Raw genomic sequence first — 25,889 nt, 5'->3', positions numbered from 1 at the left:
CATTTATTTATCCTTTTTATTTCCACGTCTTGATAATATATCTGCCGGAAACGCTGCTCCTACAAGAATGATATAATACAACATCGTATTATCCTTTACCCATTCCGGAAACATTCTTCCTAAAACAATGATAATAACCGACATAATTCCGTAATATATCAAAAACTTCTTTACGTCCATTTTGGAGTTCATTCTGCTCACTTCCTATCTCCGTATTTTTAACAAAATACTTTCTTTCAATCTCACCACACGTTTTGGTAAACTTTCTTTCTTTTGTTTATACATCATAATTGTATAATCTATTGCAACTAATACCAGTATAATTGTACCCACCGTTCTTCCAACGGTAAATGGAATACGATTTACCAATCCGTCAACAAAACCGTGCAAAAATGTAAATAAAATAATCGTGTAAAATCCCCATGCAATCGAACTTTCTAAACAAAGTATTCCTTTGTAATTAAACGGCTTATCCGTATAATCCCACCAGATTTCTCCAAACATCTTATTCATAATAATTGCAGTTACATATTCAAGTGTTGTCGCAAGCACTGAACCAAGTAGAAAAAGTAAAATCATATTATGACTGTACGGTTTTAAAATAACGAACACTGTCAATGCACCCACACCATAAATCGGGCAGATAGGACCTTTCGCAAATCCTCGGTTTGTCAATTTGCGGTTACAAATAGACATATAAATAGATTCGACTACCCAGCCCAAAATACTGTACGTCAAAAACCATAATATCATCTTATAACTTTCAATTCCAAATAACGTTGCATTCCACATTCATCTTATCCTCATTAATACTAGTATAAAAAGGGAGCATTTTACAACACTCCCTTCATTTTTTGCACATATTAGTTAAATTTACGTTTTCTAGCAGCTTCAGATTTCTTTTTACGTCTTACGCTTGGTTTTTCGTAATGTTCTCTTTTACGAATTTCTTGTTGAATACCAGCTTTTGCACAGTTTCTTTTGAATCTGCGTAAAGCACTATCTAACGTTTCGTTTTCTTTTACGATTACATTTGACATAGTCTCACACCTAACCTCCCCTCCAGCCCTATATTGTGCATCATACGACTGTTCGGGTATTTTTATTGCACTACACTGTATTATAGCATATTTTATCGTTTCGTCAACTATTTCTTTTCAAAAAAACACTTTTTTTAATTTTCTTAAGAAATTTGTCCTTCTAACACTTCCTGTACTTTGGCGATTGCATCAGAAATTCCTTCTGGATTTTTGCCTCCAGCCTGAGCCATATTTGGACGACCACCACCGCCGCCGCCTACAAGTGCCGCAATTCCCTTAATTAAATTACCCGCATGAGCACCTTTTTTCATTGCTTCCTCTGTTGCCATGGCAATTAGGTTAACTTTACCGTTTACGGAAGATGCAATAACAACTACACCTTCTCCTAATTTTTCTTTTAATTGATCTCCTAAATCACGAAGACCGTTCATATCAACATCTTCTACTGCAGTTGCAAGCAACTTCACACCTTTAACCTCTATTATCTCGTTCATGACATCTCCGAGTGCATCTTTAGCAAGTTTACTCTTCAATGCATCTACTTCACTCTGTAATGATTTAATTTCAGATAACATATGTTCTACTTTGTCTTTTAACTGTGCCGGTGTTGCCTTTGCAACTTTTGCCACTTCGTTCAATTCTTTTTCCATTTCACGATAGTATGCAAATACTCCGTTTCCTGTAAGCGCCTCTATACGTCGTACTCCCGAAGCAACTCCTGATTCTGAAAGAATCTTGAATGTCGTAATCATACCAGTGTTAGCAACATGCGTTCCACCACAAAGTTCTTTTGAAAAGTCGCCCATAGATACAACTCGAACGTCTTCTTCATATTTTTCACCGAATAACGCCATTGCTCCTGTTGCTTTTGCCTGTTCGATATTCATTACTTCCGTAACAACCGCATTATTTTTTGCAATCTCAGCATTGACTAATTCTTCTGTTCTTGCAATTTCTTCCGGTGTCATTGCTGAAAAATGTACGAAGTCAAAACGAAGTCTATCTGGTGTAACTAAAGAACCTTTCTGTTCTACATGAGAACCTAAAACTGTTTTCAATGCTTTCTGAAGTAAATGTGTAGCACTGTGGTTTTTACAAGTATTTGCACGTCCGTTTTCTTCTACGAAAAGATTTACTTTCTCACCAACTGCAAAACTTCCTTTTGTTACCTTTCCAACATGACCGACTTTTCCACCTAATAGTTTAATTGTTTCTTCTACAACAAACTCGGCATTATCTGTTGTGATAACTCCTTTGTCACCTTCCTGCCCCCCCATTGTTGCATAAAATGGTGTTTTATTTACAAGAATAGTCCCTTTATCACCTTCAGAAAGTGTATTTACAATTTCATTTTCCGTTGTCAAAACTGTAATTTCTGAATCATATGTTAAATTGTCATATCCGACAAATTCTGTTGTAACAGAAGGATCAATTTCATCATATACAGTTGCATCTGCACCCATATAATTACTTACACCACGCGCCTGACGTGCCTTTACACGCTGTTCTTCCATGGAAACTTTAAATCCTTCCTCATCTGCTGAAAATCCCTTTTCTTCCAAAATTTCTTTTGTTAAATCAAGAGGAAATCCATATGTATCATATAACTTAAACGCATTATCTCCCGACAATGTTGTTTCCTTTTTCTCTGTCATCTCCTGAATCATTTCAGACAGAATACCTAAGCCCTGATCGATTGTTTTATTAAACTGTTCTTCTTCCTGACGAATGACATTAAAAATCATATCTTTCTTCTCTTCCAATTCAGGATAACCATCTTTAGAACCGTTGATAACCGTTTCACAAAGTTTTGTTAAAAACTGCCCTTCAATACCTAAAATACGACCATGACGGCAGGCACGACGGAGCAGACGACGAAGCACATATCCTCTTCCATTATTTGAAGGCATAATACCATCTGAAATCATAAATGTTACGGAACGAATATGGTCTGTGATTACACGGATAGATACGTCTTTATTATATTCTTTTCCATACTCTGTTCCTGCAAGTGTACAAATATGTTCACGGAGTGCTTTCAATGTATCTACATCAAAAATAGAATCTACGTCTTGTACGATAGACGCAAGACGTTCCAATCCCATACCTGTGTCAATATTTTTCTGCTCTAATTCTTCATAATGTCCTTTTCCGTCATTATCAAACTGTGTAAATACGTTGTTCCAAATTTCCATATATCTGTCACATTCGCATCCTACTGTACAATCCGGACTTCCACAACCGTATTTTTCACCTCTGTCATAATAAATTTCCGAACATGGACCACAAGGACCTGAACCGTGTTCCCAGAAATTATCTTCTTTACCAAATTTAAAAATACGCTCCGGTGCAATACCCATTTCTTTATTCCAAATCTCATAGGCTTCATCATCTTCCTCATATACGGAAGGATAAAGTCTGTCAGCATCCAAACCGACTACTTCTGTAAGAAATTCCCATGACCATTTAATTGCTTCTCTTTTAAAATAATCGCCAAAGGAAAAATTTCCAAGCATTTCAAAAAATGTACCATGTCTTGCTGTCTTTCCTACATTTTCAATATCTCCTGTACGGATACATTTTTGACAGGTTGTCACACGATTTCTCGGCGGTATCTCCTGTCCTGTAAAATATGGTTTTAACGGTGCCATTCCTGAGTTAATTAATAATAAACTATTGTCATTATGTGGCACTAACGAAAAACTTTTCATCGCTAAATGTCCTTTGCTCTCAAAGAAATCAAGGAACATTTTTCTCAATTCATTTACTCCATATGGTTGCATTATTGTCCTCCTGCTCATAAAATATTAACAATCATTTCTGATTAATTTGCTAACTATTAATTATAAAGTTAGTTTCTTCTTTTGTCAAATAAGTTTCTTTTATTCTTTCTATAGAAAAACGGGATGGAAAAACCATCCCGTCCTCATACTTATTTATCTTTTTCATTCTTTCTTTTGCGTAACGTCTTTCCTAACATAATGCCACCAAAAGCTGCTGCGCCAACGATGACCATTTTTATGATTGTTTGAATTAATGTTGCCCAAAATGCCATAATCTATGCACCTCCATACATTAAACTTATCACGGTTTATTTATCATAACACAAAAAAAGATTTATTTCAATTCTATTTCTTCCAGTTCTTTTGCCGGTAAACCTTTTGAAGATTTTGCAACAAAATCGCCAAGCGCTTTTTTTGCTTTTGGAATTTCGATATTTGTTCCTGCTCCTGCAATACAACCTCCTGGACATCCCATTCCTTCAATCAGACAACCGTTCATTTTTCCTGCTTTCGCAAGAACAAGCATTTTTTTACATTCCGCAAGTCCTTCCGCATGTTCTATATTGACTTCCACATCAGGATAATATTCGTTGATACATTTTTCAATGGCTGACGCAACGCCTCCCGCCACCGCATATCCACGCCCTGCTCCTGTAGCATCATGGAAAGATGATTCCGCTTCGTATTTTTCCAAATTAATTCCTTTTGCGTCAAACATTCCCTGCAATTCTTCAAAAGTAATAACAAAATCCACATCGCTTCGTACTGTTCTGCGTGATGCTTCTAGTTTCTTAGATGCACACGGTCCGATAAATACTACTTTTGCATTTGGGTGTTCCTGTTTAATTGTTCTTGCAGTAGCAACCATAGGTGTCAATTCTTGCGAAACCTGATCTACTAAATCCGGAAAATATTTTTTTGTTAAAACAGACCATGACGGACAGCATGATGTCAACAGGAATGGTAATTCTCCCGTAACAACTTTTTCTACATAATGATGTGCCTCTGAGATTGCTCCAATATCTGCTCCCAAAGCAACTTCATATACTTCTTTAAATCCAAGTTCCTGTAAAGCTGCCTTAATATTTCTCGGTGTGATATTTGCACCAAACTGTCCCACAAATGCAGGTGCAATTTCCGCAATAATTTCTCCGCCTTCTCTTAATGCTCTCGCCAACTGGAAAATCTGCGATTTATCAGAAATTGCTCCGAATGGGCAGGAAACCATACACATACCGCAGGAAACACATTTATCATTATCAATTTTGGCGCGACCATATTTATCCGAACCAATTGCATTTACGCCACATGATTTTTGACATGGACGCTCCTTTTTTGCAATAGCATCATACGGACAATTTGCCTTACATTTGCCACATTTAATACACTTCGTCTGATCGATAAACGAATGTCCGTCTTTCATGGAAATTGCACCTACAGGACAGACCTCTTTACAAGGATGTGCCAAGCATCCCTTACACATATTGCTGACTTCATATTCCTTTTCCTCGCAAGAAGCACAGGCTGATGGAATAACTTGCATAAGAGGCGGCTCATAATATTTTGCCGAAATATTACTCTCTTCAATTCCCGCTGTTAAATGCACCGGCTTATCTTCAGGGCGAAGCGACATTCCCATCGCAAGACGAAGTCTTTCTCTTACAATCGCACGAGAACGGTATACGCTCTCTCTGAATTTTTCAGTATCTTCATTGACAAGACGATATGGAATTTCTTCAATATCCTCAATTAACGTTTCCGGCGTAGATGTAAATCCCACTCTTGCTACTTCCTCAAATACTTTTCTTCTAATGTATCTTACAGGTGTTTTTAGTCCTCGCATTTTTCTCCTCCTAATGTTTTAATATTTTCTGTGCATAATAAACTGATTGCATAGCGTCTTTTCCATAAAAATCCGCCCCTATCATATCTGCATATTCCTGATTAAGAACAGCTCCTCCTACCATCACTTTACAACTTGGAATCTCTTTACGCAACTGTTTTATTGTTTCTTCCATACTGACTACAGTTGTTGTCATCAACGCACTTAATCCTACCAGTTTTACATTCTGTTTCTTTGCTGTTTGCACAATCTTTTCCGGGGATACATCCTTTCCCAAATCAATTACGTCAAAAGAATAGTTTTCTAAAAGGACTTTTACGATATTTTTCCCAATATCATGAATATCCCCTTTTACTGTTGCTAAAATAACTTTTTCCTTTTTTTCGTCTGTCTGACCTGTTTTGGATAGTTCCTCCTTTAAAATGGCAAATGCTTCTTTTGCAGACTCGGCACTCATCAAAAGTTGCGGAAGAAAGACCGTTCCTTTTTCAAATCCTTTTCCCACCGTATCCAGTGCCGGTATAAGATAACTGTTGATGATGTCCAACGGTTTCTCTTCTTTAAGCAATTCCTTTACCGACTGAGAAGCCTCCTCACGCAATCCTCTTTCAATTGCCGTTTTAAGTGTAATAGTTGTGAGCGGTTTTATCTCCTTCTCTTTTGACATACATTTTGATATATATTTTTCACAATTTTCATCTAAATTCATCAATGCACAATAAGCATAATAAGAATTCATCATTGCCTCTGAGGATGGATTAATAATTCCTGCACTCAACCCTTTCTGCATCGCCATTGTATAAAAGTTAGCATTAATGACAGGTCTTGCCGGCAACCCGAAGGAAATATTTGACACTCCTAAAACTGTATGGACACCGCACATTGTTTTTACCATTTCCAGCGCCATTAAAGTTGTCTTTGCACCCTTCGGTTCTGAACTAATCGTCATTGTCAAAACATCAATGACAATATCCTTTTTATCTATACTATATTTCGCTGCTTCACGAATAATTTTTTCTGCAATCGCAAGTCTGCCTTTTGCCGTCTTTGGTATCCCCTCTTCATCAAGTGTAAGACCTACTACAACCCCGCCATATTTCTGAATAAGCGGGAACACCTTATCCATGGATTCCTGTTTCCCCGTAACAGAATTTACCATAGGCTTCCCATTATATAAACGCATTGCACTCTCCAGTGCTGTCACATTTACCGTATCAATTTGAAGAGGAAGATTTGTTACACTTTGAATTTCCGGTATAACTTTTTTCATCATCTCAGGTTCGTTTATATCCGGAAGTCCTACATTCACATCCAGAATGTCCGCCCCTTTTTCTTGTTGGGTAATGGCTTCCTTTAAAAGATAATCCAAATGATTTTCTTTCAGAGCCTGTTTCATTTTACTTTTCCCGGTTGGATTAATTCTCTCTCCGATGATAATCGGTTTCTCACCAAAAACAACTGCTTTTCCATAAGAAGATACTATCGTATCATTTTTCTTTTCCGGAACTTTTATTTTCTTATGTTCACATACTTTTTTCATTTCCGAAATATGTTTTGGAGTTGTCCCACAACATCCTCCGATTACACAACCGCCTTCCTCAACGATTTCTGCCATTGCATTTGCAAATTCTTCAGGGGATATGTCATAATACGTTTCCCCATTTTTTTGTTTCGGAAGCCCTGCATTTGCCTTAACTATAATCGGAAGCGATGTGTATTTCCTCATTTCTTTCAAAATGGGAAGCATCTGCTTTGGCCCCATTCCGCAATTTAGTCCGATAGCATCAACACGAAGCCCTTCCAACATTGCAACTGCCGATGGTACATCTCCTCCTGTCAGAAGTTTTCCATTCTCATTAAAAATCATCGTTGCAAAAATCGGTAAATCTGTATTTTCTTTCGCTGCAAGGACAGCCGCCTTCAATTCATATGTATCACTCATCGTTTCAATATGTATTAAATCTGCCCCCGCATTTTTTCCATAACGCACTACTTCCGCATAAGTATTGTACGCATCTTCAAAAGACAAATCCCCCATAGGTTCTAAAAGTTTTCCTGTCGGTCCAATATCTAAAGCAACACAGTAATCGTTTCTGGCTTTATTACATCTTCTTGCACCTTCATGCACATTTGCAATTGCCTGCCCCACAATTTCCTGTAAATTATAATAATCATCATGAAACTTAATGGCATTTGCACCAAATGTATTTGTCAGAACAATATCACTTCCCGCCTCAAAATATTGGCGATGAATATCTGCTACAATTTCTTTTCTTTTTATATTCCAAGTTTCAGGCAGTTCTCCCGGCAAAAGTCCTTTCTCCTGCAAAAGCGTTCCCATACCACCATCTAAAAAGAGTATTTTTTTTCCTAGTTGTTCTAATATCATTGTCTATTCCCTTCTGTAATCACAATCTGTTTTTTCACACACTTCGCACCCTTCTCGATGACACAATATGTTTTTATCACTTATTCCAAGCACCGCTGTAATGGACTTTGTCGGCGTCAGCATACTTCCATTTGTCATGGTAAGCCCAATCTTTTTTGGCGCATCTGTCATCCTTAGTATTTCTTCTTGATGTGAAATAGAAAAATCTCCATATCCGGCACTAAATCTTGGTCGCAGATACAATCCTTCACGATTTAATTCCTCTGAAATTTGATCCACACACCTGTCACAAAATTCTTCCAACATTGCCGTGGCACACGCTTGTAAAACAACTACGCTCGCCATATCCGTAACTGCCCGCCGTTTCATCAACATATCCACTCCCGTGCCAAGAGTAGCACCAAAAAGAATTACCTCGTGGCATCCTTTCAGGTTTTTCCTTAAATTCATACTGTCTATTATCATATTTCCGATTTTTATCCGATTATCCTGTCCTATATCCAATGAAAAAATGCGATAAACAACCCGTTCATCTGCCACTTCTTCCAATTCTCTGAAAGAATTTATAATAAGAGCAAATGTACGGTCATCCACCGCATTTTTACCAAAACCAAGATAACGAATCGCTTCCCGTATTCGTTTTTCCATACTTTCTCCTACTTTATAATTTCTTTCAAATTAGCCATAATCGCCTTTGCAACTTCCGGTTTATTCATGGAATAAATATGAATATTTTCAATTCCGTTTGCCAGCAAATCAATGATCTGGTCTGTCGCATATGCAATACCCGCCTGCTGCATTGCCTTCGGATTATCTCCGAATCTATCTACAATTGCTTTAAAACGCTGTGGCAAGACTGTCCCTGACAATTCACAGATGCGTTTCATCTGCTTACCATTTGTCACCGGCATAATCCCCGGTAAAACCGGAACGGTAATCCCCTTTTCGCGAATCCTATATAAGAAATTATAAAGAATACTATTGTCAAAAAACATTTGGGTTGTTAAAAAATCCACCCCGCTGTCGACTTTCTCTTTCAGATACTGTATGTCGTCTTTCTTATGTTCATTTTCCACATGACCTTCCGGATAACAGGCTGCCCCAATGCAGAAATCTCCATTCTGTTTTATCTCTTCAACGAGTTCACAGGCATATCTATACTGACTGGCAACAGGAAATTCTCTTTCTTTTGGAATATCTCCCCGAAGAGCCAATATATTTTCAATTCCTTCTTTTTTCAATGTGGAAATAACTTGACGCACTTCTTCTTTTGTTGAAGATGCACAGGTCAAATGCGCCAAACTTTCTACTTGTAAATCATGCTTAATGTGCGAGGCAATATGAACTGTATTGCTGCTTGTTCCACCACCCGCACCGTATGTCACACTAATAAAAGCAGGGTCAACCGTTGCAATCTCATCTACCGCTTTTATTACACTGTCAAATCCTGCTTCCGTCTTTGGCGGAAACACCTCAAAAGAAATATTTATTCTGTCTTCATTTAGTCTGTCAATAATCTTCATACCTTACTCCTTTGTTGTTTACATTTCTTCGTACAGTGCCTCATATTGTTTAGCAGAATTTTTCCATGAGAAATCTTTCTTCATGCCACGTTCAACGATTTTGTTCCAATCACGTTTTTTCTCATAATAAACCTTTTCTGCATAACGAATAATACCGAGCATTTCGTGTGCGTTATAGTTTGAAAAACTAAATCCTGTACCTGTCTTTTCAAACTCATTATATGGCTCTACCGTATCACGAAGCCCACCTGTTTCACGAACAATCGGAACTGTTCCATATCTAAGACTCATCAACTGACTTAAACCACAAGGTTCAAATAGGGAAGGCATTAAAAATGCGTCACAGGAAGCATAAACTTTATGCGACATTTCTTCTGAGTAATAAATATTTGCAGAAACCTTTTTATCATATTTCCATGCGAAGTGTCTGAACATATTCTCATATCTTTCCTCACCTGTTCCTAAGACAACAAGTTGAATATCATCCTGACACAGTTCATCCATAATATATGCAATTAAATCAAAACCTTTTTGATCTGTAAGACGTGATACAATTCCTATCATCATCTTCTTATCATTTACTTCCAGACCTAATTCTTCCTGAAGTGCAAGTTTATTTTTCTTCTTATCTCTTCGGAAACTATCAACCGAATATTTCTTAGCAATCATTTTATCTGTTTTCGGATTATACACATCATAGTCAATTCCGTTCACGATTCCCGATAAACAGTTCGCTCTCGCATTCATAAGCCCGTCCAAACGCTCTCCATAAAATTCCGTCTTAATCTCTTCTGCATAGGAGCGGCTTACTGTCGTTACCCTATCCGCATAAACAATACCGCCTTTTAAATAATTGGCATCTTTATATGCTTCCAATTTATCTGCCGTAAAATAATAATCCGGCAATCCTGTAATATCCTGAATTGTCTTTTTATCCCATATTCCTTGGAATTTTAAATTATGTATTGTCATCACGGTTTTAATTCCTTGATAAAATTCTCCTCCAAAACGGAAATTATCTAAATATACAGGAATTAATCCCGTTTGCCAGTCATGACAATGGATAATATCAGGTCTGAAATCAATTAATGGCAACGCACTCAAAACAGCTCTGGAAAAGAAAGCAAATTTTTCTACATCTTCGTAAATATTGCCATAAGGTGTCGAGCCTGCAAAATAGTATTCGTTATCTACAAAGTAAAACTTAATTCCATCCAATTCCATTTCTAAAATGCCTACATACTGTTTTCTCCATGACAGGTCTAAATAAAAATGAGTTTTGTACTCCATTTTATCTTTCCATTCCTGTTTCATGCACATATATTTCGGCAACATGACTCTAACATCATACTTTTTCTTATCGAAATACTTCGGTAAACTTCCCACTACATCTGCCAATCCGCCTGTTTTAATAAACGGAACGCATTCTGATGCCGCAAATAAGATTTTTCTCATACTCGTTCCTCCACCTTTCGTATAGTAATTCCATTATAACGCAATTATATCCAGTTGAAAAGATTTATCTGTGTTTGTATTTTAATTGAATTGTATCTGCAATCAATGCGATAAACTCCGAGTTTGTCGGTTTACCTTTCCCATTACTGATTGTATAACCAAACAATTCTTCCAGTGTGTCCGGTTTTCCTCTACCCCATGCCACTTCAATCGCATGGCGTATCGCCCTCTCCACACGGCTCGCCGTTGTCTGATGTTTTTTCGCCACTGACGGATATAAAATTTTTGTAATTGCATTTAATACGTCCATATCTTCTACTACCATAATAATAGAATCTCTTAAATAATGATACCCTTTAATATGCGCAGGTATCCCTATTTCATGAAGCATATCTGTCACATACTCCTCTAATCTTTCTTTTGTCAATATCTGAGGCTGTGAAATGGATACCGGCTGCTTCTTACTTACCCTTGTCCTTCCTCCCGTTGTGCTTTTAATCCTATTAATGATCATTTCATTATTAAACGGCTTCATAATATAATAGTTTGCCCCTTTTCTAAAGGCATCCTCCGTTATTCTTTCCTGTCCTACAGCCGTCACCACAATAAAATCAGGTCTTTTCTTTATGCTATCATCTGTATTTATCTTCTCCATCACACTAATTCCGTCCATTTTCGGCATAATCAAATCCAATAACACTACGTCCGGTTCTTTGTTTTTGATGATGTGACACATATCCTCCCCATTATTCGCCTTTCCGACAACGGTAAGTTCATTGTCCGTACTTATGATTTCATCTAAAAGTTCCAAAATTCTCTCATTATCGTCAGCAATTGCTACATTTAAGTTTCCCATGAATCGAAACCTCCTACTTTTTATCAACATATAATTACCCGCCCATTATATCCGACTCATTTTGCGGATACAAGAAAATATTGTCGGACGATTTCGACATTTTTCTTACTTATTTAGAAGAACAGGAATGTTACAGATGTATTAATTATTTTATCTTCCCCGTTCTTCTTACATTTACCAAAATAAAAATCTACATAACCATTTGATCTAAAGAAATAAGTGACGATTTCTTTTAGGCATGATATAATCATTTGTAATTTTAAAATTATGGAGATAAAAAATGAAGAACTTTTTGAATACTGTACGAAGTACAAAAAACCCAATACCTCTTAAACAGCAAATTATAAATACTGCGTCTATATTGTTGATCGGGGTTGTTTTAGGAATTATTTCAAAGTTTTTAGACACTACCCCTGCAAATGATTTGCCATTCATTATGAATTATTTAGACATTAGTAATTTTTTAGGACGTTTTGCTATATGGTTGTTGCTTGCCTTGGGCATCTCAGTTTATAGCAATTCATCTGTTAGATCATCCATCAATGTATTTGTGTTTTTTGCGGGAATGGTTACAAGTTATTACCTATATTCAAAATTCATAGCTGGATTTTTTCCTGTAAATTATGCAATGATTTGGGGCGTTTTTACAATTGTTTCTCCAATATTTGCTTTTATCTGCTGGTATGCAAAGGGGAAAAGTAAAATTGCATTTATACTATCAGTGCCGATACTTGCTGTTCTATTTAATACGACATTTATTTATGGTAGTGGTTATTTTGAAATACGTTCAATATTAGAATTGATAACATTCATTTGTGCAGTAATAGTTTTAAGGCGAACCACCATAAAGGATACAATGATTATGCTTGTATTAACTTGCGGTATGGCAGCCACTCTTGACCTAATAGTACCATTTCATTTTGGATAAGCAAAATTCGGTTTTATACACAAACAATACAGTCAAATTTTAAAAATTGACACCTATTAAGTTTTAGAATAATCTTTGCGGAGGTGCGATAATGACAATTATTATTCATATATTAACAGTGCTATTTGCTATAGCATCTTTTATAATACTTAAAAAGAAACGTTACAAAGTTATGCCGCTGATTTGTTTGATTATATTTATTTCTTTCATTGGGTCTGCTACAATTTCTATCTTATCTATAGTTTTACCTTATGGAGAAATATTGGTTTATCCTCTAGGGACAATTATGTTTGGCTTAATACTTCTTTTGGTTGGTTTGAATGATTTATATTCTCTAAGACGTTGCAAAGAAAAGGTAGACGGTGTGTACTGTGGTTATAATACCTATTACGGAAATAATGGCGTTTCTACACAATCTCCGATATTTGAATACACATATAATGAAACTATTTATCACGAGCAAACAACACAAAATATATCTTATAAACAATTAAATCGAAATATGATAACGGGGAATGTGTATAGCATATATGTCGATCCCAAGCATCCGGCAGTATATATTTTAATTAAAAAAGTCAAGGCAGGAACTATAATTTCGGTAATAGCAGGTCTATTTTTTCTTACCTTTGGAATTTTCTTATCATTAAAATTCTTACCGATATTTTTAGGTATAATAAAATAATACGCAACACAGTCAATCATATAAACTCTCGTTTATAATGGGATTCTTGTATTTTTATATACTGTAATCAATTTACAGTCCTTTGAAAAAACATATATGTACCCGCCATATATCAGTATGACACTTCCATCATATCGATTTTCAATTTCTTCTATTAATACAGCGGAACTTTTTTTGATTTGTCTTTTACTTTTACCGTAGCAAAAGGCTTCATATGCAAGTTTATCGATATCTTGTACTAATCGAGATGGCAAACGTTCTAACATACGTTGTTTTGCATGATTTGTCACAATAACGAAAGATGTTCTGGGACTATAAAATCCGTCTTTTCCGAAATTTGTATCAAAAATTCTATTATACTGCCCTTTACTATTTCTTCCTTCTTGATTATAACCTCTTCTATTATATCCTTCCCTGTTATATCCGTTAATATTAAATCCATGACAATCATATCCGTCCCGATCATATCCATTTTTGTCATAGCCAAAGTCATCATATTTTGTACCATTCCGATGAATGCCATTGCGATTAAATCCTCGTACATCATGAAAATTACGAAAAAGAAATACGATTAACACTGAAAAGGCAATAGCGATTAATAATAAAAGTAAAAATATAATACCAATTACTATTATGTCCATTTTGTATACCTCCTTTACTACTTATTATATCACCCGTAACATTAAAATGACAGGGACAACTACCCTGTCATACTTTATTCTAACGCCTCCAGCATATTTTCAATAAAAATCCCATATCCTTTTGCCGAATCCTGCACAAACACATGGGTAACCGCTCCGATAATCTTATCATTCTGTATAATTGGACTTCCGCTCATTCCCTGAACAATTCCACCTGTTTTTTCCAATAATTCTTTATCTGTCACTTCGAGAATAATTCCTTTATTTATTTCTCTCTCCCGCAAATCAACTTTGGTGATACGAATAGCGTACTCTTTTACTTCTCCGTCAACCGAACATCTGATTTTTGCATCGCCCACTCTGATTTCTTCCTTTTTTCCTATTTGCAAAGGCTGTTGTTTCATTAATTCCGGCGGAATCACATCCATTTTTCCATAAATTCCTTCTTCTGTATTTTTTTCAATACTTCCTAAAATATTATACTTATTATAAATGATAATTCCTTCCATACCACCCGGTTCACCGTCTACACCCTTTTTTATATCTTGAATACTCGTTTCATAAAGTCTGCCCGATGACATCTGCAAAAGTTTTCCTGTATCCATATCATGTATTCCGTGCCCCAACGCCCCATATTTACTATTCCTATTCAAAAACGTAACTGTTCCGAGTCCTTGTGTGTTATCCCTAACCCATATACCCAATTTATATGATTTTCCTTTACATTTTACCGGATGAATTTTGACTGATAAATTTTCTTTTCCCCTTTTCAACTTCAAAACTGTTCCTGAAGGATTTACATAAGACATTTGATTCAACAGTTCTTTTTTATTTTTTACTTTTACTCCATCTATTTCCTGAATATAATCCCCCTCCCTGACTAACCTTTTCGCAGGCTCATATTTCACACCATCAACCGACTTTATTTTCTCCGTTCCAAGAATCATAACTCCGTCTGTTTCCATATAAATTCCAACAGGCACACCTCCGGGAATAAGTAAATCATTGGATATAGATTCCACACTTACTTCTTGTTTACGCTGCTGTTCCGTAAGCAGTATTCCACCTTCTATAGCCATTGCAAATACAAGTGCAATAATCAAGCATCTACGATACCAGTATTTTTTCACTATCTATACCTCCTTGAAATATATTAAAAAACAGATACTCTTTTGAATATCTGTTTTAGTATGTGAATCTTTAATTGTTTTACACTGGCACTATTTTACATTTAAAGCAAGATTTTTCATTTCCATCGCACTTTCGATTACTTTATCGGTAATCTTTGCTCCTCCAAGAATTCTTGCCAATTCCTGTATAGATTGTTCTTCTGTCAGTTTACTGATTTCCGTCTTTGTCTTTCCACTATCTACCCTTTTTTCAATGGCAAAATGTGTATCTGCCATAGCCGCAATCTGTGCCAGATGCGTAATGCAGATAACCTGATGTTTTCGCCCGATGACACACATTTTTTCAGAAACTTTCTGTGCCGTACGTCCGCTTATTCCCACATCTATCTCATCAAAAATCAATGTTTCTATTGCGTCTTTATCAGCAAGAACCGTCTTAATAGCAAGCATAATTCGAGATAATTCACCACCTGAAGCGACCTCACCCAATGGTTTTACTGTTTCTCCCGGATTCATGGAAATCAAGAACTCAACCGCATCTTTTCCATTGACGGTAAATTCTTTTAATTCCTCAAAAGCAATCTCAAACTGTACTTCCAAAAAGTTTAATTCCAAAAGCCCTTCTTTGATAGCATCCTTTAATAAAAGAGAAGCTTTCTGTCGATATTTCGATAATTCTTTCGTTACCCTTTCCAGTTCTTTCTCTGCCATACGATATTTTTTCTGTAACTGTTCTACATAGGCGTCATAGTCATTTAAACACTCAAGACGTTTTTCTTTTTCTTCACAATACAAGAGAATTTTTTCTATTGTCTGTCCATATTTTGCCTTCAATCTATTAATTTCATTCAATCTTGTTTCTGTTTCATAAAATTCTTCCTCAGAAAATTCTAAAGTATGTCTGTATTCCGAAAGTTCCCGATTAAAATCATTCAACAGATTATCTATGTCCGAAAGTTGTTCATACAGAGTAGCGGAAAAGGTATCTATATGAGAAATTTCTCCAAGACAGCGAATTGCCCGATTTAGCATATCACTAATTCCATCTCCGGTATATTCTCCCATATAGCCGACAACTTCATCTACATTCTCTACTATTCTCTTACCGTTTACCATTTTTTTGTACTGTTCTTCTAAGTCTGCGTCTTCGCCTGATTTTAGATTTGCCTCTCGAATCTGTTTCACTTCAAACTGAATAAAATCTATCTCTTTTGCTCTATCTGCCTCATCTGTTTTTGCCTGCTCCAGTTCATCTTTAAGTGCCTTATACGCCGCATACTTTTCTTTTACTTCTAATTTTATTTCAGCAATGCTTTCTTTCGCAAAAGCATCCAATATATCTAAATGATTTTTCTTATACAGCAAAGACTGATGTTCATGCTGTCCGTGAATATCAATAAGTATTGCCGCCGCCTCTTTTACTTTACTTATGGAAACAGTTTCCCCATTAATTCTGCTGACACTACGTCCTTCCATTAATTTACGACTGAATACAATCTCATTTTCTTCCGGAAATATGTCCAACCTTTCCAACGCCTTTTTCGTTTCTTCTTCCTGTATATGAAAGATTAGTTCTACCAACCCATAGGACGCGCCTTTTCTCAACATATCGGCATTATACTTTCCACCAAGCGCCAAATGAATCGAACCTAAAATAATAGATTTTCCCGCACCGGTTTCCCCAGTCAGTATGTTTAAACCTTTTTCAAAATCAACTTCAATCTCGTCAATCAACGCGAGATTTTTTATGTGTAAATTTTGTAGCATTCCCTTCTCCTATTGAAAAACAATCTTGCTGATTTTTTCCATAACTTCTGTTGTTGCATCTTCACTTCGTATTGCACACATAATAGTATCATCTCCCGCAATACACCCCACAACTTCATTCCATTTCATCGCATCTAATGCTGCCGCAACAGCCATAGCCATTCCCGGAACAGTTTTTATAACAAGAATATTTTGTGCCTTATCCATAGAAAGATAACCGTCCTGCAACACTCTGCGATACTTATCTCTCAAATCCTCATCCGGTGTACGAAGTACGATATATTTTTGTCTTCCTGTGCTGGTAGGTACTTTTGTCAGCCGCAAATCTCTAATATCTCTGGAAACTGTTGCCTGAGTCACTTGAAATCCGGCTTCATTTAAGTAATCCGCCAATTCTTCCTGTGTTTCAATATCATATTTGTGAATCAATTCTACGATTTTCGCGTGTCTTTTTACTTTCATTTTAGTTTCCTTTCATTTTTCTTCTAAGTGTTTCCAAAAAACTCACTTGATTTATTTTCATCAGTTTCATTGTTTCATCTGCTTTTTTTACTCTAATCCTATCCCCTGTCCGCACTTTTAACACATCTGTTCCATCAAAGGCAACAACCGCCTCTTCCACTTCATTTCCTCTTCTGCTTCCCATTTCAATAATAATTTCATCTTCTACGGATAAAATGATGCTGCTTGTATTTAACGCATGGGAACAGATAGGCGTAAGTACAATCAATGATGCCGTAGGTTCTACAACCGGTCCTCCCGCCGACAGATTATAGGCTGTTGAGCCTGTCGGTGTTGAAATAATCATCCCGTCCGCCTGATATGTATTAAGCAACTCGCCATTTACATATACGCGGAAAGAAATCAGGCGCAAAGAACCGTAACGAGTCACGATAATATCATTTAAGGCAACATCTTCTTTTCCATTAGGCAACCTTCCCCTTAACATCATTCTCTCTTCCACCGTATACTCATCCGCAAACAATTTATCCAATGCAGGATACACAGTCTGCATTTCAATCTCCGTTAAATATCCGAGCGTACCCAAGTTAATACCGATAAGTTGCATTTTCTTGTCCAATAGTTCTCTTGCCGCCTGAATCAGTGTTCCATCTCCGCCAATCACAAGTACCCCTTCAGTATCATTTGGTATCGGCTGTTCCCCTTCCAGAATACACCTCTTTCCGTTTTCTTCGATATACTTTTTAATTGCTTTTGTTACCTCATACTTTTCATCTTTTGTTTGGTTTGTGATAACATAAAATTTATCCATGATTTTACACGTCCTTATTTTGCTAATGTATCAAACGCATTATTTACAACACCCTTTAAATCAACATCAACGTCTTCTAATGTTTCAGGATTATCCGTTTTCTGAATATGGAGTAAATATTCAATATTTCCTTCCGGTCCTTTAATCGGCGAAAAATCAATATTTAATACTTTAAATCCGATAGAAACCGCATAAGATACAACTTTTTCAATCACTTCGTGGTGAGTACTCTTTTCACGAACGACTCCTTTTTTCCCGACTTTCTCTCTTCCCGCCTCAAACTGTGGTTTGATTAATGCCACAATCTGACCGTCATCTTTCAAATAATTGCGAATTGGTAATAATACTTTTGTCAGAGAAATAAACGAAACATCTATCGAAGAAAAATCAATTTTTTCTCCTAAATCTTCCGGTGTCACATAACGTATATTTGTTTTTTCCATACATACAACTCTATCATCCTGACGCAGTTTCCATGCCAACTGCCCTCTTCCTACATCAATGGCAAACACTTTCTTCGCACCATTTTGAAGCATACAGTCCGTAAATCCTCCTGTCGAAGAACCAACATCCGTACATACTTTTCCTTCCAAATCCACATCAAAATTAGCAACCGCCTTTTCCAGTTTCAATCCTCCACGGCTTACATAAGGAAGTGTATGTCCTTTTATTTCAATCTGTACTTCGTCTGAGAAAGTTGTCCCCGCCTTGTCTTCTCTTTCTCCTTCCACAAATACATTTCCGGACATGATAATCGCTTTCGCCTTTTCTCTTGATTCTACTAAATTTCTCTTTACAAGCAATACATCTAAACGTTCTTTCATTCTTTATCTCCCAATATACTGTGTAATAATCTGTTTTACAATAGAGTCTTCATCCAGCATAATCTCTTTTCGCAAAACATCTATATTCCCATGTTCCACATATTCATCAGGAACACCTATTTTCAATACATCTACAGGAAGATGCTGACGCATCACATAATCCTGTACTTTTTCTCCATAACCGCCCGAGAGAACATTTTCTTCAATCGTCACAAACATTGTATGTTCTTTTGCCATCTCATCTAAAATATGTTCATCAATCGGTTTAATAAATCTACTGTTAATCAAACTACAATTATAGCCGATTTCTTTTAACTTCTCCCTCACTTTTTCCGCCACTTCCATCATATGACCGACAGAGAATATTGCAATTCCGTCTTCCTCATAAATGACTTCGCTCGTCTGAAATGTAATCGGTTTACGGTACTCTTTTAATCCCATATACGCAGTACCCCTCGGATAGCGAATGGCAATCGGTGCTTCATAGCTGACTGCATAACGTATCATATCGGCTAATTCCCAACGGTTTTTCGGCGAAATAATCGTCATGTTCGGAATGCTTGACAAAAATGATAAATCAAAAATACCCTGATGTGTTTCTCCGTCATTTCCTACAATCCCCGCTCTGTCTACAGCAAATACAACCGGCAGATTCTGTAACGCCACATCATGAATCAACTGGTCATACGCCCTCTGTAAAAAAGAAGAATATACTGCAAATACCGGTTTTAAACCTCCTGCAGCCAAACCTGCCGCAAATGTGACTGCATGTTCCTCTGCAATCCCCACATCAAAAAATCTCTTTTTGTACCTGTGGGCAAATTCAGAAAGTCCTGTTCCGTCTGACATTGCTGCCGTAATTGCTACGATTTTAGGGTCTTTCGCCGCCAAATCGCACATCACTTTACCAAAAACATCCGTGTATGTGTCCTGTTTTTTCTTTGCCAATGCTTCTCCTGTTTCAATAGCAAAAGGGCCTGTTCCATGAAATTTAGAAGGAAATTCCTCAGCAGGAAGATATCCTTTTCCTTTTTTGGTAATAACGTGTACCAATACGGCATTATTTAATTTCTTCGCTTCCTCAAAAGTTCTGTATAAGGCTTTTATATCATGTCCGTCTATCGGACCGAGATAAGTAATTCCCATATCTTCAAAAAACATTCCCGGTACAAAAAGTTGCTTAATACTACTTTTTGTTTTCTTCAAATGGGAAACAAGAGGTTTTCCTGCCGGCATTTGTTTTAACGCTGATTCCACACCCTTTTTCAATCCGGTGTAAGCATCTGCCGTACGCAATCCGTCTAAATATTTAGACATTCCTCCTACGTTTTTTGAAATGGACATATTGTTATCATTTAACACAATAATGAAATTACTGTTTAAATGAGATGCATTATTCAACGCTTCATACGCCATTCCTCCGGTAAGTGAGCCGTCACCTATCACTGAAATGACATGATGATTCTCTCCCAAGATTTCTCTCGCTTCAACATAACCAAGTCCTGCCGATATAGAGGTAGAACTATGTCCTGTGTCAAAGGCGTCACAGTCACTTTCCTTTCTTTTTGGAAATCCGCTCATTCCTCCGTGTTTACGCAAATCATCAAATCCCGCTTTTCTTCCCGTCAACAATTTATGTGTATACGCCTGATGCCCCACATCCCATATCATTCTGTCTTGAGGAAGGTCAAAAGCAAGATGCATCGCCATTGTAAGTTCAACAACTCCTAAATTAGATGCGAGATGTCCTCCCGTAACACTAATCTTTTCTATTAGAAATGTACGAATTTCATCTGCTAAAACTGAAAGTTCCTGTCCGCTCAGTTTCTTTATATCATTTTCTTTTTGAATTCGTTCCAGTACCATATGCGTACTCCTTTATTTTTCCCTGTAAATCAATTTTTCCAAAAGAGTCATCAAATACGGATTATCCCTGTTTAATCCTTTCATCAATGCAATCGCCTCTGTTGAAAGCTTTTCTACCTGTTCTTTTGCCTTTTCAAATCCATCTAATGTTACATAGGTAGTTTTATCATTTTTTTCATCACTGTGTATTGGTTTACCAAGTACTTCTTTTGTACTTGTCACATCTAAAATATCATCCTGAATCTGAAATGCAAGTCCTACTTTTTTTGCCGCACTTTCAACAATCTCCACTTCTTTTTCGGTAGCATCTGCCAAAGTTGCTCCTATCATCATAGCTGCCTCTATTAAAGCACCTGTTTTTAGATCATAAATGAAATCCAACACCTCTTTATCTACCTTTTCTCCTGATGACTCTACATCAACTACCTGACCGCCTATCATTCCATAAATACCCGCTTTTTTCCCAAGAATCTGAAGTGATTTTCCAATCAGATAACTGTGCTTCTCATCCATATCAAATGCTTTTGCCGCGGTTTCAAAAGCACAGTTCAGCAAAGCGTCACCTGCCAGTATTGCCATCGCCTCTCCGTAAACAATGTGAGTCGTCTTTCTTCCTCTTCTATAATCGTCATTATCCATAGCCGGAAGGTCATCATGAATAAGCGAATATGTGTGAATCATTTCTATTGCTGCCATAAACGGTTCTATTATTTCTTTTGTTCCGCCAAACATCTCATATGTTTCTCTCATCAGCATCGGGCGGATTCTCTTTCCGCCGGCCATAAGATTATATTCCATCGCCTCCATAATCTTTTTCTGATGCCCTGACGGATTTGGCAAGTATTTTTTCAGAACGTTTTCAATTTCCGCCACTTTCTTTTCTCTCAACTCATTAAAATTCATGTTCTGTCCCTTCTTCATCCAAAATCAACATTTTTTTCTCAACCGTATCTATCTTTTCATTACATACTTTTAGCATCTGCATACCTTCATGATACAAACGGAAAGAGTCCTCTAAAGAAATGTCTTCTCTTTCCATATCCTGTATGACCGCATCCAGTTGATTAAACACTTCTTCCAGTGTCATCTCTTCCATTTTCTTCCTCCTCTATCCTGCTAGTCACTTTTGCATAAAGTGTTCCGTCTTTCAGTTCTATTTTTAAAGTATCTCCTATTTTTACCTGCTTAACACTTTTTACCGCCATTCCATCCTCACCTTCTACATAACCGAATCCTTTACTTAACTTCTCTAAAGGTGACAATGCTTTCATATTTTCCAATCGCACAGAAAATCCATACTTTGCCTTTTCCAGTTTCTTCTCCATAAGAACACGCATCTTTTCTTCCATACTTATTAAACGCTGTTTCTGTTCACGGAGTTGATTATATGGTTGCAAATATTTCATACGGATTTCATACTGTTTAAGAAGCAAACGTTTCTCTGCTATAAATTGCCTTAAATTTCTTTTTAACTGCACCTTATAATCATACATCGTTTCTTCTAACTGACTATATTCCGTCACCGCAAGTTCTGCTGCCGCCGAAGGTGTAGGTGCTCTTAAGTCCGCAACATAATCCGCAATAGTTGTATCCGTTTCATGTCCTACCGCTGAAATAATCGGAACTGCACAATTAAATATGGCTCTTGCTACACTCTCCTCATTAAATGCCCACAAATCTTCGATTGAACCGCCGCCTCTTCCGACAATCATCAAATCTACCTGCTTTTCTTCCAGCATTCTGATACCTTTTATAATGCTTTCGGGTGCGTCCTTTCCCTGCACCAAAGCGGGATATAAAATCAACTGCACATAAGGATTTCTTCTCGCCGCAATATTCATAATATCCCGAATTGCCGCTCCTGTAGGTGCCGTAACAATTCCAATCCGCTTTGCATAAAAAGGAATCGCTCTCTTATATTCTGAAGCAAACATTCCCATTTCTTCTAATTCTTTCTTCAGCGCCTCAAATTTCTCATATAATAAACCTGCACCATCCAGAATAATTTCTCTGGCATAAAGTTGATATTTTCCATCTCTTTCATAAGTTGTGACATTGCCCAGAACGATGACCTGCTGACCTTCCTGCATACGAAAAGTAAGCCCCGCCCGTTGTCCTGCAAACATAATGCAGGCTAACGTTCCGGACTCATCTTTTAAAGAAAAATAGATATGACCCGATGTATGATATTTACAGTTGGATACTTCTCCTTTTACATAAATACGGTTTAACATAAAGTCCTGTGTAAACATATTTTTGATATATGAATTGACCTGTTTAACCGAATATACATTACGCATTGGACTACTCCTAATTTACTAATTTTCCAAGTACACCATTTACAAATGAAGGTCCTTCTTCACTGCTGTATTTCTTCGCAAGTTCAACCGCTTCGTTGATTGCAACTCCTACAGGAACATCCTCATCCCATTTCAATTCATATATCGCAAGACGAAGAATTGTCAAATCAACTTTATTCATTCTTGCTGTCTTCCAGCCTGTTGTGTTTGTATTCAGAAGTTCATCTATCTCTTCCACTTTTTCAACTATTGCATGATATTTATTCTCTATATATACTCTATCTTTCTCCGACAAATCTTCCAAATTATCTAAATAAAGTTCTATCTGTTCGGACATCTCATCTTTCTCGTTAAATTCTATCAAAAATAGCATTTTAAAGATATGTTGTCTTAATTCTGTTCTTCCCATATTTTATCCTCTCTGTTATCTTCTTCATTTAGTATTTTTCTAATTTATATATTATACTACATTTTATAAGTAAATCCAATGCTGAATACTTATTAAAAAAAGGAAAACAGAAAAACTGTTTTCCTTTCACGTTTACTGTGCGTCCATCTCCACTCCTGCAATGCGGATATTGACATCAGCAACTGTAAGCCCTGTCATATTCTCAATCGCAGTCTTCACTTTTTCCTGTACTTTTCCTGAAATTTCTCTAATGCCATATCCGTATTTTAAATTCAAATTCATGCAGACAGTAACAATTCCTTCCAACACATCCACTTTTACTCCTTTGGATAATGTTTTCATGCCAAGTTTCCCGATAATCTCTCTCGTCGCATTACCTGCCATAGATGCAACTCCGTCCACTTCCATTGCTGCAAGTCCTGCAATAATTGCCACTACTTCGTCAGCAATCTTTACTTCTCCTAAATTTTCATCTGATTGTATCGTATAAGCATTTCTTTCTTCTTTTCCCATATCTTAAACCTCCTGACTGGTTTGTTATCTCTTGTTATTATAACAAATTTTACTACGGTTTGCAAAGACAAAGTTTAAGAACGTCCAAACTCAGACAATTTAAGTCCTTCGTTCCGTTCTTCTGTCATACGAATGCTCCAACTATGCACAAACAATAACAGTGGTCTGTCCTTTAAGTCTTTAATTTTCTTCATGTCTGAAGTTCCGATAAGTCTGTCTAAATCCAATTCTTCGTTTTCAATCCAACGGATATGTTCATAAGGCAATCTTTCCATTCTTATTTCTACATTATATTCATTTTCCAAACGATATTTTAATACATCAAACTGAAGTTCTCCTACTACACCGACAATGATCTCTTCCATTCCGGTATTGTATTCCTGAAAAATCTGAATTGCGCCTTCCTGTGCAATCTGATTAATTCCTTTAATGAACTGCTTACGTTTCATCGTATCTACCTGACGCACTCTCGCAAAATGCTCCGGTGCAAATGTCGGAATACCTTCATATGCAAATTTTCTAGGTGACGTTGTAAGCGTATCACCGATAGAGAAAATTCCCGGATCAAACACACCGATAATATCTCCGCCGTATGCTTTCTCCACCATTTTTCTCTCGCTTGCCATCATCTGCTGCGGCTGCGACAGACGGACTTTTTTGCCACCCTGTATATGAAACACTTCCATACCTGCATCAAATTCTCCGGAACAAATTCTCATAAATGCAATTCTGTCACGGTGTGCTTTATTCATATTAGCCTGAATCTTGAAAACAAACGCCGAGAAATCTTCTTCTTTTATCGGGTCAATCTCCCCTTCATCAGATTTTCTTGGAAGTGGGGATGATGTCATTGCCAAAAAGTGCTGCAAAAATGTTTCCACACCAAAGTTTGTCAATGCCGAACCAAAAAATACCGGTGAGAGTTCTCCCTTATTTACTAATTCCTGATCAAACTCAGCGCTTGCCCCATCCAACAGTTCAATCTCTTCTTCCAACTGCATTCTCTGTTCCTCACTAATTAATGTTTCCGCAGAAGTATCATTTAATGCAACTTTTTTCACTTCTCCTACACTTGTTCCTTTTTTCGTATCCGAAAACAGTTCTATTTCTCTGTGTTCTCTGTCGAACACGCCTTTAAATTCTTTTCCCGAACCGATTGGCCAGTTAATCGGACAAGTTGCTATTCCAAGTTCTTTTTCGATATCATCTAACAATTCAAAAGTATCTCTCGCCTCTCTGTCCATCTTATTGATAAACGTAAAAATAGGAATGTGGCGCATTACACATACTTTAAAGAGTTTTCTTGTCTGCGCCTCGACACCTTTTGACGCATCAATAACCATAACTGCTGAGTCCGCCGCCATCAATGTACGGTATGTATCTTCCGAGAAATCCTGATGCCCCGGAGTATCCAAAATATTGATGCAGTATCCGTCATAATTAAACTGAAGTACCGATGAAGTTACAGAAATACCTCTTTCTTTCTCAATCTCCATCCAGTCGGATACAGCGTGTTTTGCTGTTGCTTTTCCTTTTACTGAACCTGCCTGATTAATCGCTCCTCCATACAACAAAAATTTCTCCGTCAATGTTGTTTTTCCCGCATCGGGATGCGAAATAATCGCAAATGTTCTTCGTTTTTTTATTTCATTTATTCTATTTGACAT

26 protein-coding genes are annotated in these 25,889 nt (G+C 36.9%); 2 read left to right on the top strand and 24 right to left on the bottom strand.

Going from position 1 to position 25,889, the window contains the following annotated elements; genetic code table 11:
* Positions 1–3: 3 nt before the first annotated feature.
* The 11 genes from ACYPXO_RS05210 to spo0A form a co-directional block, all read right to left on the bottom strand.
* On the bottom strand, positions 4–192 hold the full coding sequence (locus ACYPXO_RS05210; protein ID WP_459639593.1) for a hypothetical protein: 189 nt from the start codon (positions 190–192) through the stop codon (positions 4–6).
* 12 nt (positions 193–204) lie between these two features.
* The gene (locus tag ACYPXO_RS05205; protein ID WP_459639592.1) at positions 205–792 is read right to left on the bottom strand and encodes a putative ABC transporter permease; all 588 of its coding nucleotides are present in this window, start codon (positions 790–792) and stop codon (positions 205–207) included.
* Between the two features lie 71 nt (positions 793–863).
* On the bottom strand, positions 864–1,040 hold the full coding sequence (rpsU, locus tag ACYPXO_RS05200) for a 30S ribosomal protein S21 (protein ID WP_006864570.1): 177 nt from the start codon (positions 1,038–1,040) through the stop codon (positions 864–866).
* Positions 1,041–1,183: 143 nt separating this feature from the next.
* Positions 1,184–3,823: an alanine--tRNA ligase gene (gene alaS / locus ACYPXO_RS05195; RefSeq protein ID WP_459639591.1), complete on the bottom strand. Its 2,640-nt coding sequence runs from the start codon at positions 3,821–3,823 to the stop codon at positions 1,184–1,186.
* Between the two features lie 149 nt (positions 3,824–3,972).
* A complete protein-coding gene (locus ACYPXO_RS05190; RefSeq protein ID WP_459639590.1) occupies positions 3,973–4,095 on the bottom strand; it encodes a hypothetical protein in 123 nt (40 codons plus the stop codon).
* A 62-nt stretch (positions 4,096–4,157) separates the two neighbouring features.
* Positions 4,158–5,666, bottom strand: a complete 1,509-nt coding sequence (locus tag ACYPXO_RS05185; RefSeq protein WP_459639589.1) for a 4Fe-4S dicluster domain-containing protein — start codon at positions 5,664–5,666, stop codon at positions 4,158–4,160.
* Positions 5,667–5,676: 10 nt separating this feature from the next.
* Positions 5,677–8,055, bottom strand: a complete 2,379-nt coding sequence (locus tag ACYPXO_RS05180) for a homocysteine S-methyltransferase family protein (RefSeq protein ID WP_459639588.1) — start codon at positions 8,053–8,055, stop codon at positions 5,677–5,679.
* Positions 8,056–8,058: 3 nt separating this feature from the next.
* Positions 8,059–8,703 carry a Vitamin B12 dependent methionine synthase activation subunit gene (locus tag ACYPXO_RS05175; RefSeq protein WP_459639587.1) on the bottom strand — a complete coding sequence of 215 codons (645 nt, stop codon included), beginning with the start codon at positions 8,701–8,703 and terminating at the stop codon, positions 8,059–8,061.
* Positions 8,704–8,711: 8 nt separating this feature from the next.
* Positions 8,712–9,578, bottom strand: coding sequence for a methylenetetrahydrofolate reductase [NAD(P)H] (gene metF / locus ACYPXO_RS05170; protein WP_459639586.1), 867 nt, complete (start codon positions 9,576–9,578; stop codon positions 8,712–8,714).
* Between the two features lie 18 nt (positions 9,579–9,596).
* Complete coding sequence (gene glgA / locus ACYPXO_RS05165; RefSeq protein ID WP_459639585.1) at positions 9,597–11,033, bottom strand: glycogen synthase GlgA; 1,437 nt, start codon at positions 11,031–11,033, stop codon at positions 9,597–9,599.
* A gap of 64 nt (positions 11,034–11,097) precedes the next feature.
* A complete protein-coding gene (gene spo0A / locus ACYPXO_RS05160) occupies positions 11,098–11,889 on the bottom strand; it encodes a sporulation transcription factor Spo0A (RefSeq protein WP_459639584.1) in 792 nt (263 codons plus the stop codon).
* 280 nt (positions 11,890–12,169) lie between these two features.
* Here spo0A and ACYPXO_RS05155 point away from each other — a divergent pair, with 280 nt between their 5' ends.
* Complete coding sequence (locus tag ACYPXO_RS05155; RefSeq protein WP_459639583.1) at positions 12,170–12,817, top strand: hypothetical protein; 648 nt, start codon at positions 12,170–12,172, stop codon at positions 12,815–12,817.
* Positions 12,818–12,908: 91 nt separating this feature from the next.
* Positions 12,909–13,499 (top strand): hypothetical protein, encoded by a 591-nt coding sequence (locus tag ACYPXO_RS05150; protein WP_459639582.1) that lies wholly within the window; start codon positions 12,909–12,911, stop codon positions 13,497–13,499.
* A gap of 32 nt (positions 13,500–13,531) precedes the next feature.
* Here the strand turns inward: ACYPXO_RS05150 and ACYPXO_RS05145 are convergent, their stop codons facing one another.
* The 13 genes from ACYPXO_RS05145 to ACYPXO_RS05085 form a co-directional block, all read right to left on the bottom strand.
* Positions 13,532–14,140, bottom strand: a complete 609-nt coding sequence (locus ACYPXO_RS05145; RefSeq protein WP_459639581.1) for a hypothetical protein — start codon at positions 14,138–14,140, stop codon at positions 13,532–13,534.
* A 74-nt stretch (positions 14,141–14,214) separates the two neighbouring features.
* Positions 14,215–15,270, bottom strand: coding sequence for a SpoIVB peptidase (gene spoIVB / locus ACYPXO_RS05140; RefSeq protein WP_459639580.1), 1,056 nt, complete (start codon positions 15,268–15,270; stop codon positions 14,215–14,217).
* 90 nt (positions 15,271–15,360) lie between these two features.
* A complete protein-coding gene (gene recN / locus ACYPXO_RS05135) occupies positions 15,361–17,037 on the bottom strand; it encodes a DNA repair protein RecN (protein ID WP_459639579.1) in 1,677 nt (558 codons plus the stop codon).
* A gap of 9 nt (positions 17,038–17,046) precedes the next feature.
* On the bottom strand, positions 17,047–17,499 hold the full coding sequence (gene argR, locus ACYPXO_RS05130) for an arginine repressor (RefSeq protein ID WP_459639578.1): 453 nt from the start codon (positions 17,497–17,499) through the stop codon (positions 17,047–17,049).
* A 1-nt stretch (position 17,500) separates the two neighbouring features.
* Entirely contained in the window at positions 17,501–18,310 is an 810-nt protein-coding gene (locus ACYPXO_RS05125) for an NAD(+)/NADH kinase (RefSeq protein ID WP_459639577.1), read from the bottom strand.
* A 14-nt stretch (positions 18,311–18,324) separates the two neighbouring features.
* Positions 18,325–19,134 carry a TlyA family RNA methyltransferase gene (locus ACYPXO_RS05120; protein WP_459639576.1) on the bottom strand — a complete coding sequence of 270 codons (810 nt, stop codon included), beginning with the start codon at positions 19,132–19,134 and terminating at the stop codon, positions 18,325–18,327.
* 3 nt (positions 19,135–19,137) lie between these two features.
* On the bottom strand, positions 19,138–21,000 hold the full coding sequence (gene dxs, locus ACYPXO_RS05115) for a 1-deoxy-D-xylulose-5-phosphate synthase (RefSeq protein ID WP_459639575.1): 1,863 nt from the start codon (positions 20,998–21,000) through the stop codon (positions 19,138–19,140).
* 12 nt (positions 21,001–21,012) lie between these two features.
* Positions 21,013–21,903, bottom strand: coding sequence for a polyprenyl synthetase family protein (locus ACYPXO_RS05110; protein ID WP_459639574.1), 891 nt, complete (start codon positions 21,901–21,903; stop codon positions 21,013–21,015).
* Positions 21,893–22,096, bottom strand: a complete 204-nt coding sequence (xseB, locus tag ACYPXO_RS05105; RefSeq protein ID WP_459639573.1) for an exodeoxyribonuclease VII small subunit — start codon at positions 22,094–22,096, stop codon at positions 21,893–21,895. The genes ACYPXO_RS05110 and xseB overlap by 11 nt, the downstream gene beginning before the upstream one ends.
* Positions 22,065–23,300: an exodeoxyribonuclease VII large subunit gene (gene xseA, locus ACYPXO_RS05100; RefSeq protein ID WP_459639572.1), complete on the bottom strand. Its 1,236-nt coding sequence runs from the start codon at positions 23,298–23,300 to the stop codon at positions 22,065–22,067. Before xseA ends, xseB begins: the two co-directional genes overlap by 32 nt.
* 10 nt (positions 23,301–23,310) lie before the next feature.
* The gene (gene nusB / locus ACYPXO_RS05095) at positions 23,311–23,709 is read right to left on the bottom strand and encodes a transcription antitermination factor NusB (protein WP_459639571.1); all 399 of its coding nucleotides are present in this window, start codon (positions 23,707–23,709) and stop codon (positions 23,311–23,313) included.
* Positions 23,710–23,841: 132 nt separating this feature from the next.
* Positions 23,842–24,222 carry an Asp23/Gls24 family envelope stress response protein gene (locus ACYPXO_RS05090; protein ID WP_459639570.1) on the bottom strand — a complete coding sequence of 127 codons (381 nt, stop codon included), beginning with the start codon at positions 24,220–24,222 and terminating at the stop codon, positions 23,842–23,844.
* A 74-nt stretch (positions 24,223–24,296) separates the two neighbouring features.
* Positions 24,297–25,889, bottom strand: a complete 1,593-nt coding sequence (locus tag ACYPXO_RS05085; protein ID WP_459639569.1) for a peptide chain release factor 3 — start codon at positions 25,887–25,889, stop codon at positions 24,297–24,299.

It is taken from the genome of Faecalimonas canis, from assembly GCF_054601575.1.
This window is presented reverse-complemented; position numbering and strand designations above follow the sequence as displayed.

Coding starts and splice junctions, on each gene's coding strand:
- ACYPXO_RS05175 (WP_459639587.1), bottom strand. CDS start 8,703: ATGGAAAAACGAATACGGGAAGCGATTCGTTATCTTGGTTTTGGTAAA.
- ACYPXO_RS05190 (WP_459639590.1), bottom strand. CDS start 4,095: ATGGCATTTTGGGCAACATTAATTCAAACAATCATAAAAATGGTCATC.
- glgA (WP_459639585.1), bottom strand. CDS start 11,033: ATGAGAAAAATCTTATTTGCGGCATCAGAATGCGTTCCGTTTATTAAA.
- ACYPXO_RS05150 (WP_459639582.1), top strand. CDS start 12,909: ATGACAATTATTATTCATATATTAACAGTGCTATTTGCTATAGCATCT.
- spo0A (WP_459639584.1), bottom strand. CDS start 11,889: ATGGGAAACTTAAATGTAGCAATTGCTGACGATAATGAGAGAATTTTG.
- ACYPXO_RS05205 (WP_459639592.1), bottom strand. CDS start 792: ATGTGGAATGCAACGTTATTTGGAATTGAAAGTTATAAGATGATATTA.
- ACYPXO_RS05110 (WP_459639574.1), bottom strand. CDS start 21,903: ATGAATTTTAATGAGTTGAGAGAAAAGAAAGTGGCGGAAATTGAAAAC.
- ACYPXO_RS05145 (WP_459639581.1), bottom strand. CDS start 14,140: ATGGACATAATAGTAATTGGTATTATATTTTTACTTTTATTATTAATC.
- ACYPXO_RS05155 (WP_459639583.1), top strand. CDS start 12,170: ATGAAGAACTTTTTGAATACTGTACGAAGTACAAAAAACCCAATACCT.
- recN (WP_459639579.1), bottom strand. CDS start 17,037: ATGCTACAAAATTTACACATAAAAAATCTCGCGTTGATTGACGAGATT.
- ACYPXO_RS05085 (WP_459639569.1), bottom strand. CDS start 25,889: ATGTCAAATAGAATAAATGAAATAAAAAAACGAAGAACATTTGCGATT.
- xseA (WP_459639572.1), bottom strand. CDS start 23,300: ATGCGTAATGTATATTCGGTTAAACAGGTCAATTCATATATCAAAAAT.
- ACYPXO_RS05125 (WP_459639577.1), bottom strand. CDS start 18,310: ATGGATAAATTTTATGTTATCACAAACCAAACAAAAGATGAAAAGTAT.
- dxs (WP_459639575.1), bottom strand. CDS start 21,000: ATGGTACTGGAACGAATTCAAAAAGAAAATGATATAAAGAAACTGAGC.
- xseB (WP_459639573.1), bottom strand. CDS start 22,096: ATGGAAGAGATGACACTGGAAGAAGTGTTTAATCAACTGGATGCGGTC.
- metF (WP_459639586.1), bottom strand. CDS start 9,578: ATGAAGATTATTGACAGACTAAATGAAGACAGAATAAATATTTCTTTT.
- ACYPXO_RS05120 (WP_459639576.1), bottom strand. CDS start 19,134: ATGAAAGAACGTTTAGATGTATTGCTTGTAAAGAGAAATTTAGTAGAA.
- argR (WP_459639578.1), bottom strand. CDS start 17,499: ATGAAAGTAAAAAGACACGCGAAAATCGTAGAATTGATTCACAAATAT.
- ACYPXO_RS05185 (WP_459639589.1), bottom strand. CDS start 5,666: ATGCGAGGACTAAAAACACCTGTAAGATACATTAGAAGAAAAGTATTT.
- ACYPXO_RS05090 (WP_459639570.1), bottom strand. CDS start 24,222: ATGGGAAAAGAAGAAAGAAATGCTTATACGATACAATCAGATGAAAAT.
- ACYPXO_RS05180 (WP_459639588.1), bottom strand. CDS start 8,055: ATGATATTAGAACAACTAGGAAAAAAAATACTCTTTTTAGATGGTGGT.
- alaS (WP_459639591.1), bottom strand. CDS start 3,823: ATGCAACCATATGGAGTAAATGAATTGAGAAAAATGTTCCTTGATTTC.
- nusB (WP_459639571.1), bottom strand. CDS start 23,709: ATGGGAAGAACAGAATTAAGACAACATATCTTTAAAATGCTATTTTTG.
- rpsU (WP_006864570.1), bottom strand. CDS start 1,040: ATGTCAAATGTAATCGTAAAAGAAAACGAAACGTTAGATAGTGCTTTA.
- ACYPXO_RS05210 (WP_459639593.1), bottom strand. CDS start 192: ATGAACTCCAAAATGGACGTAAAGAAGTTTTTGATATATTACGGAATT.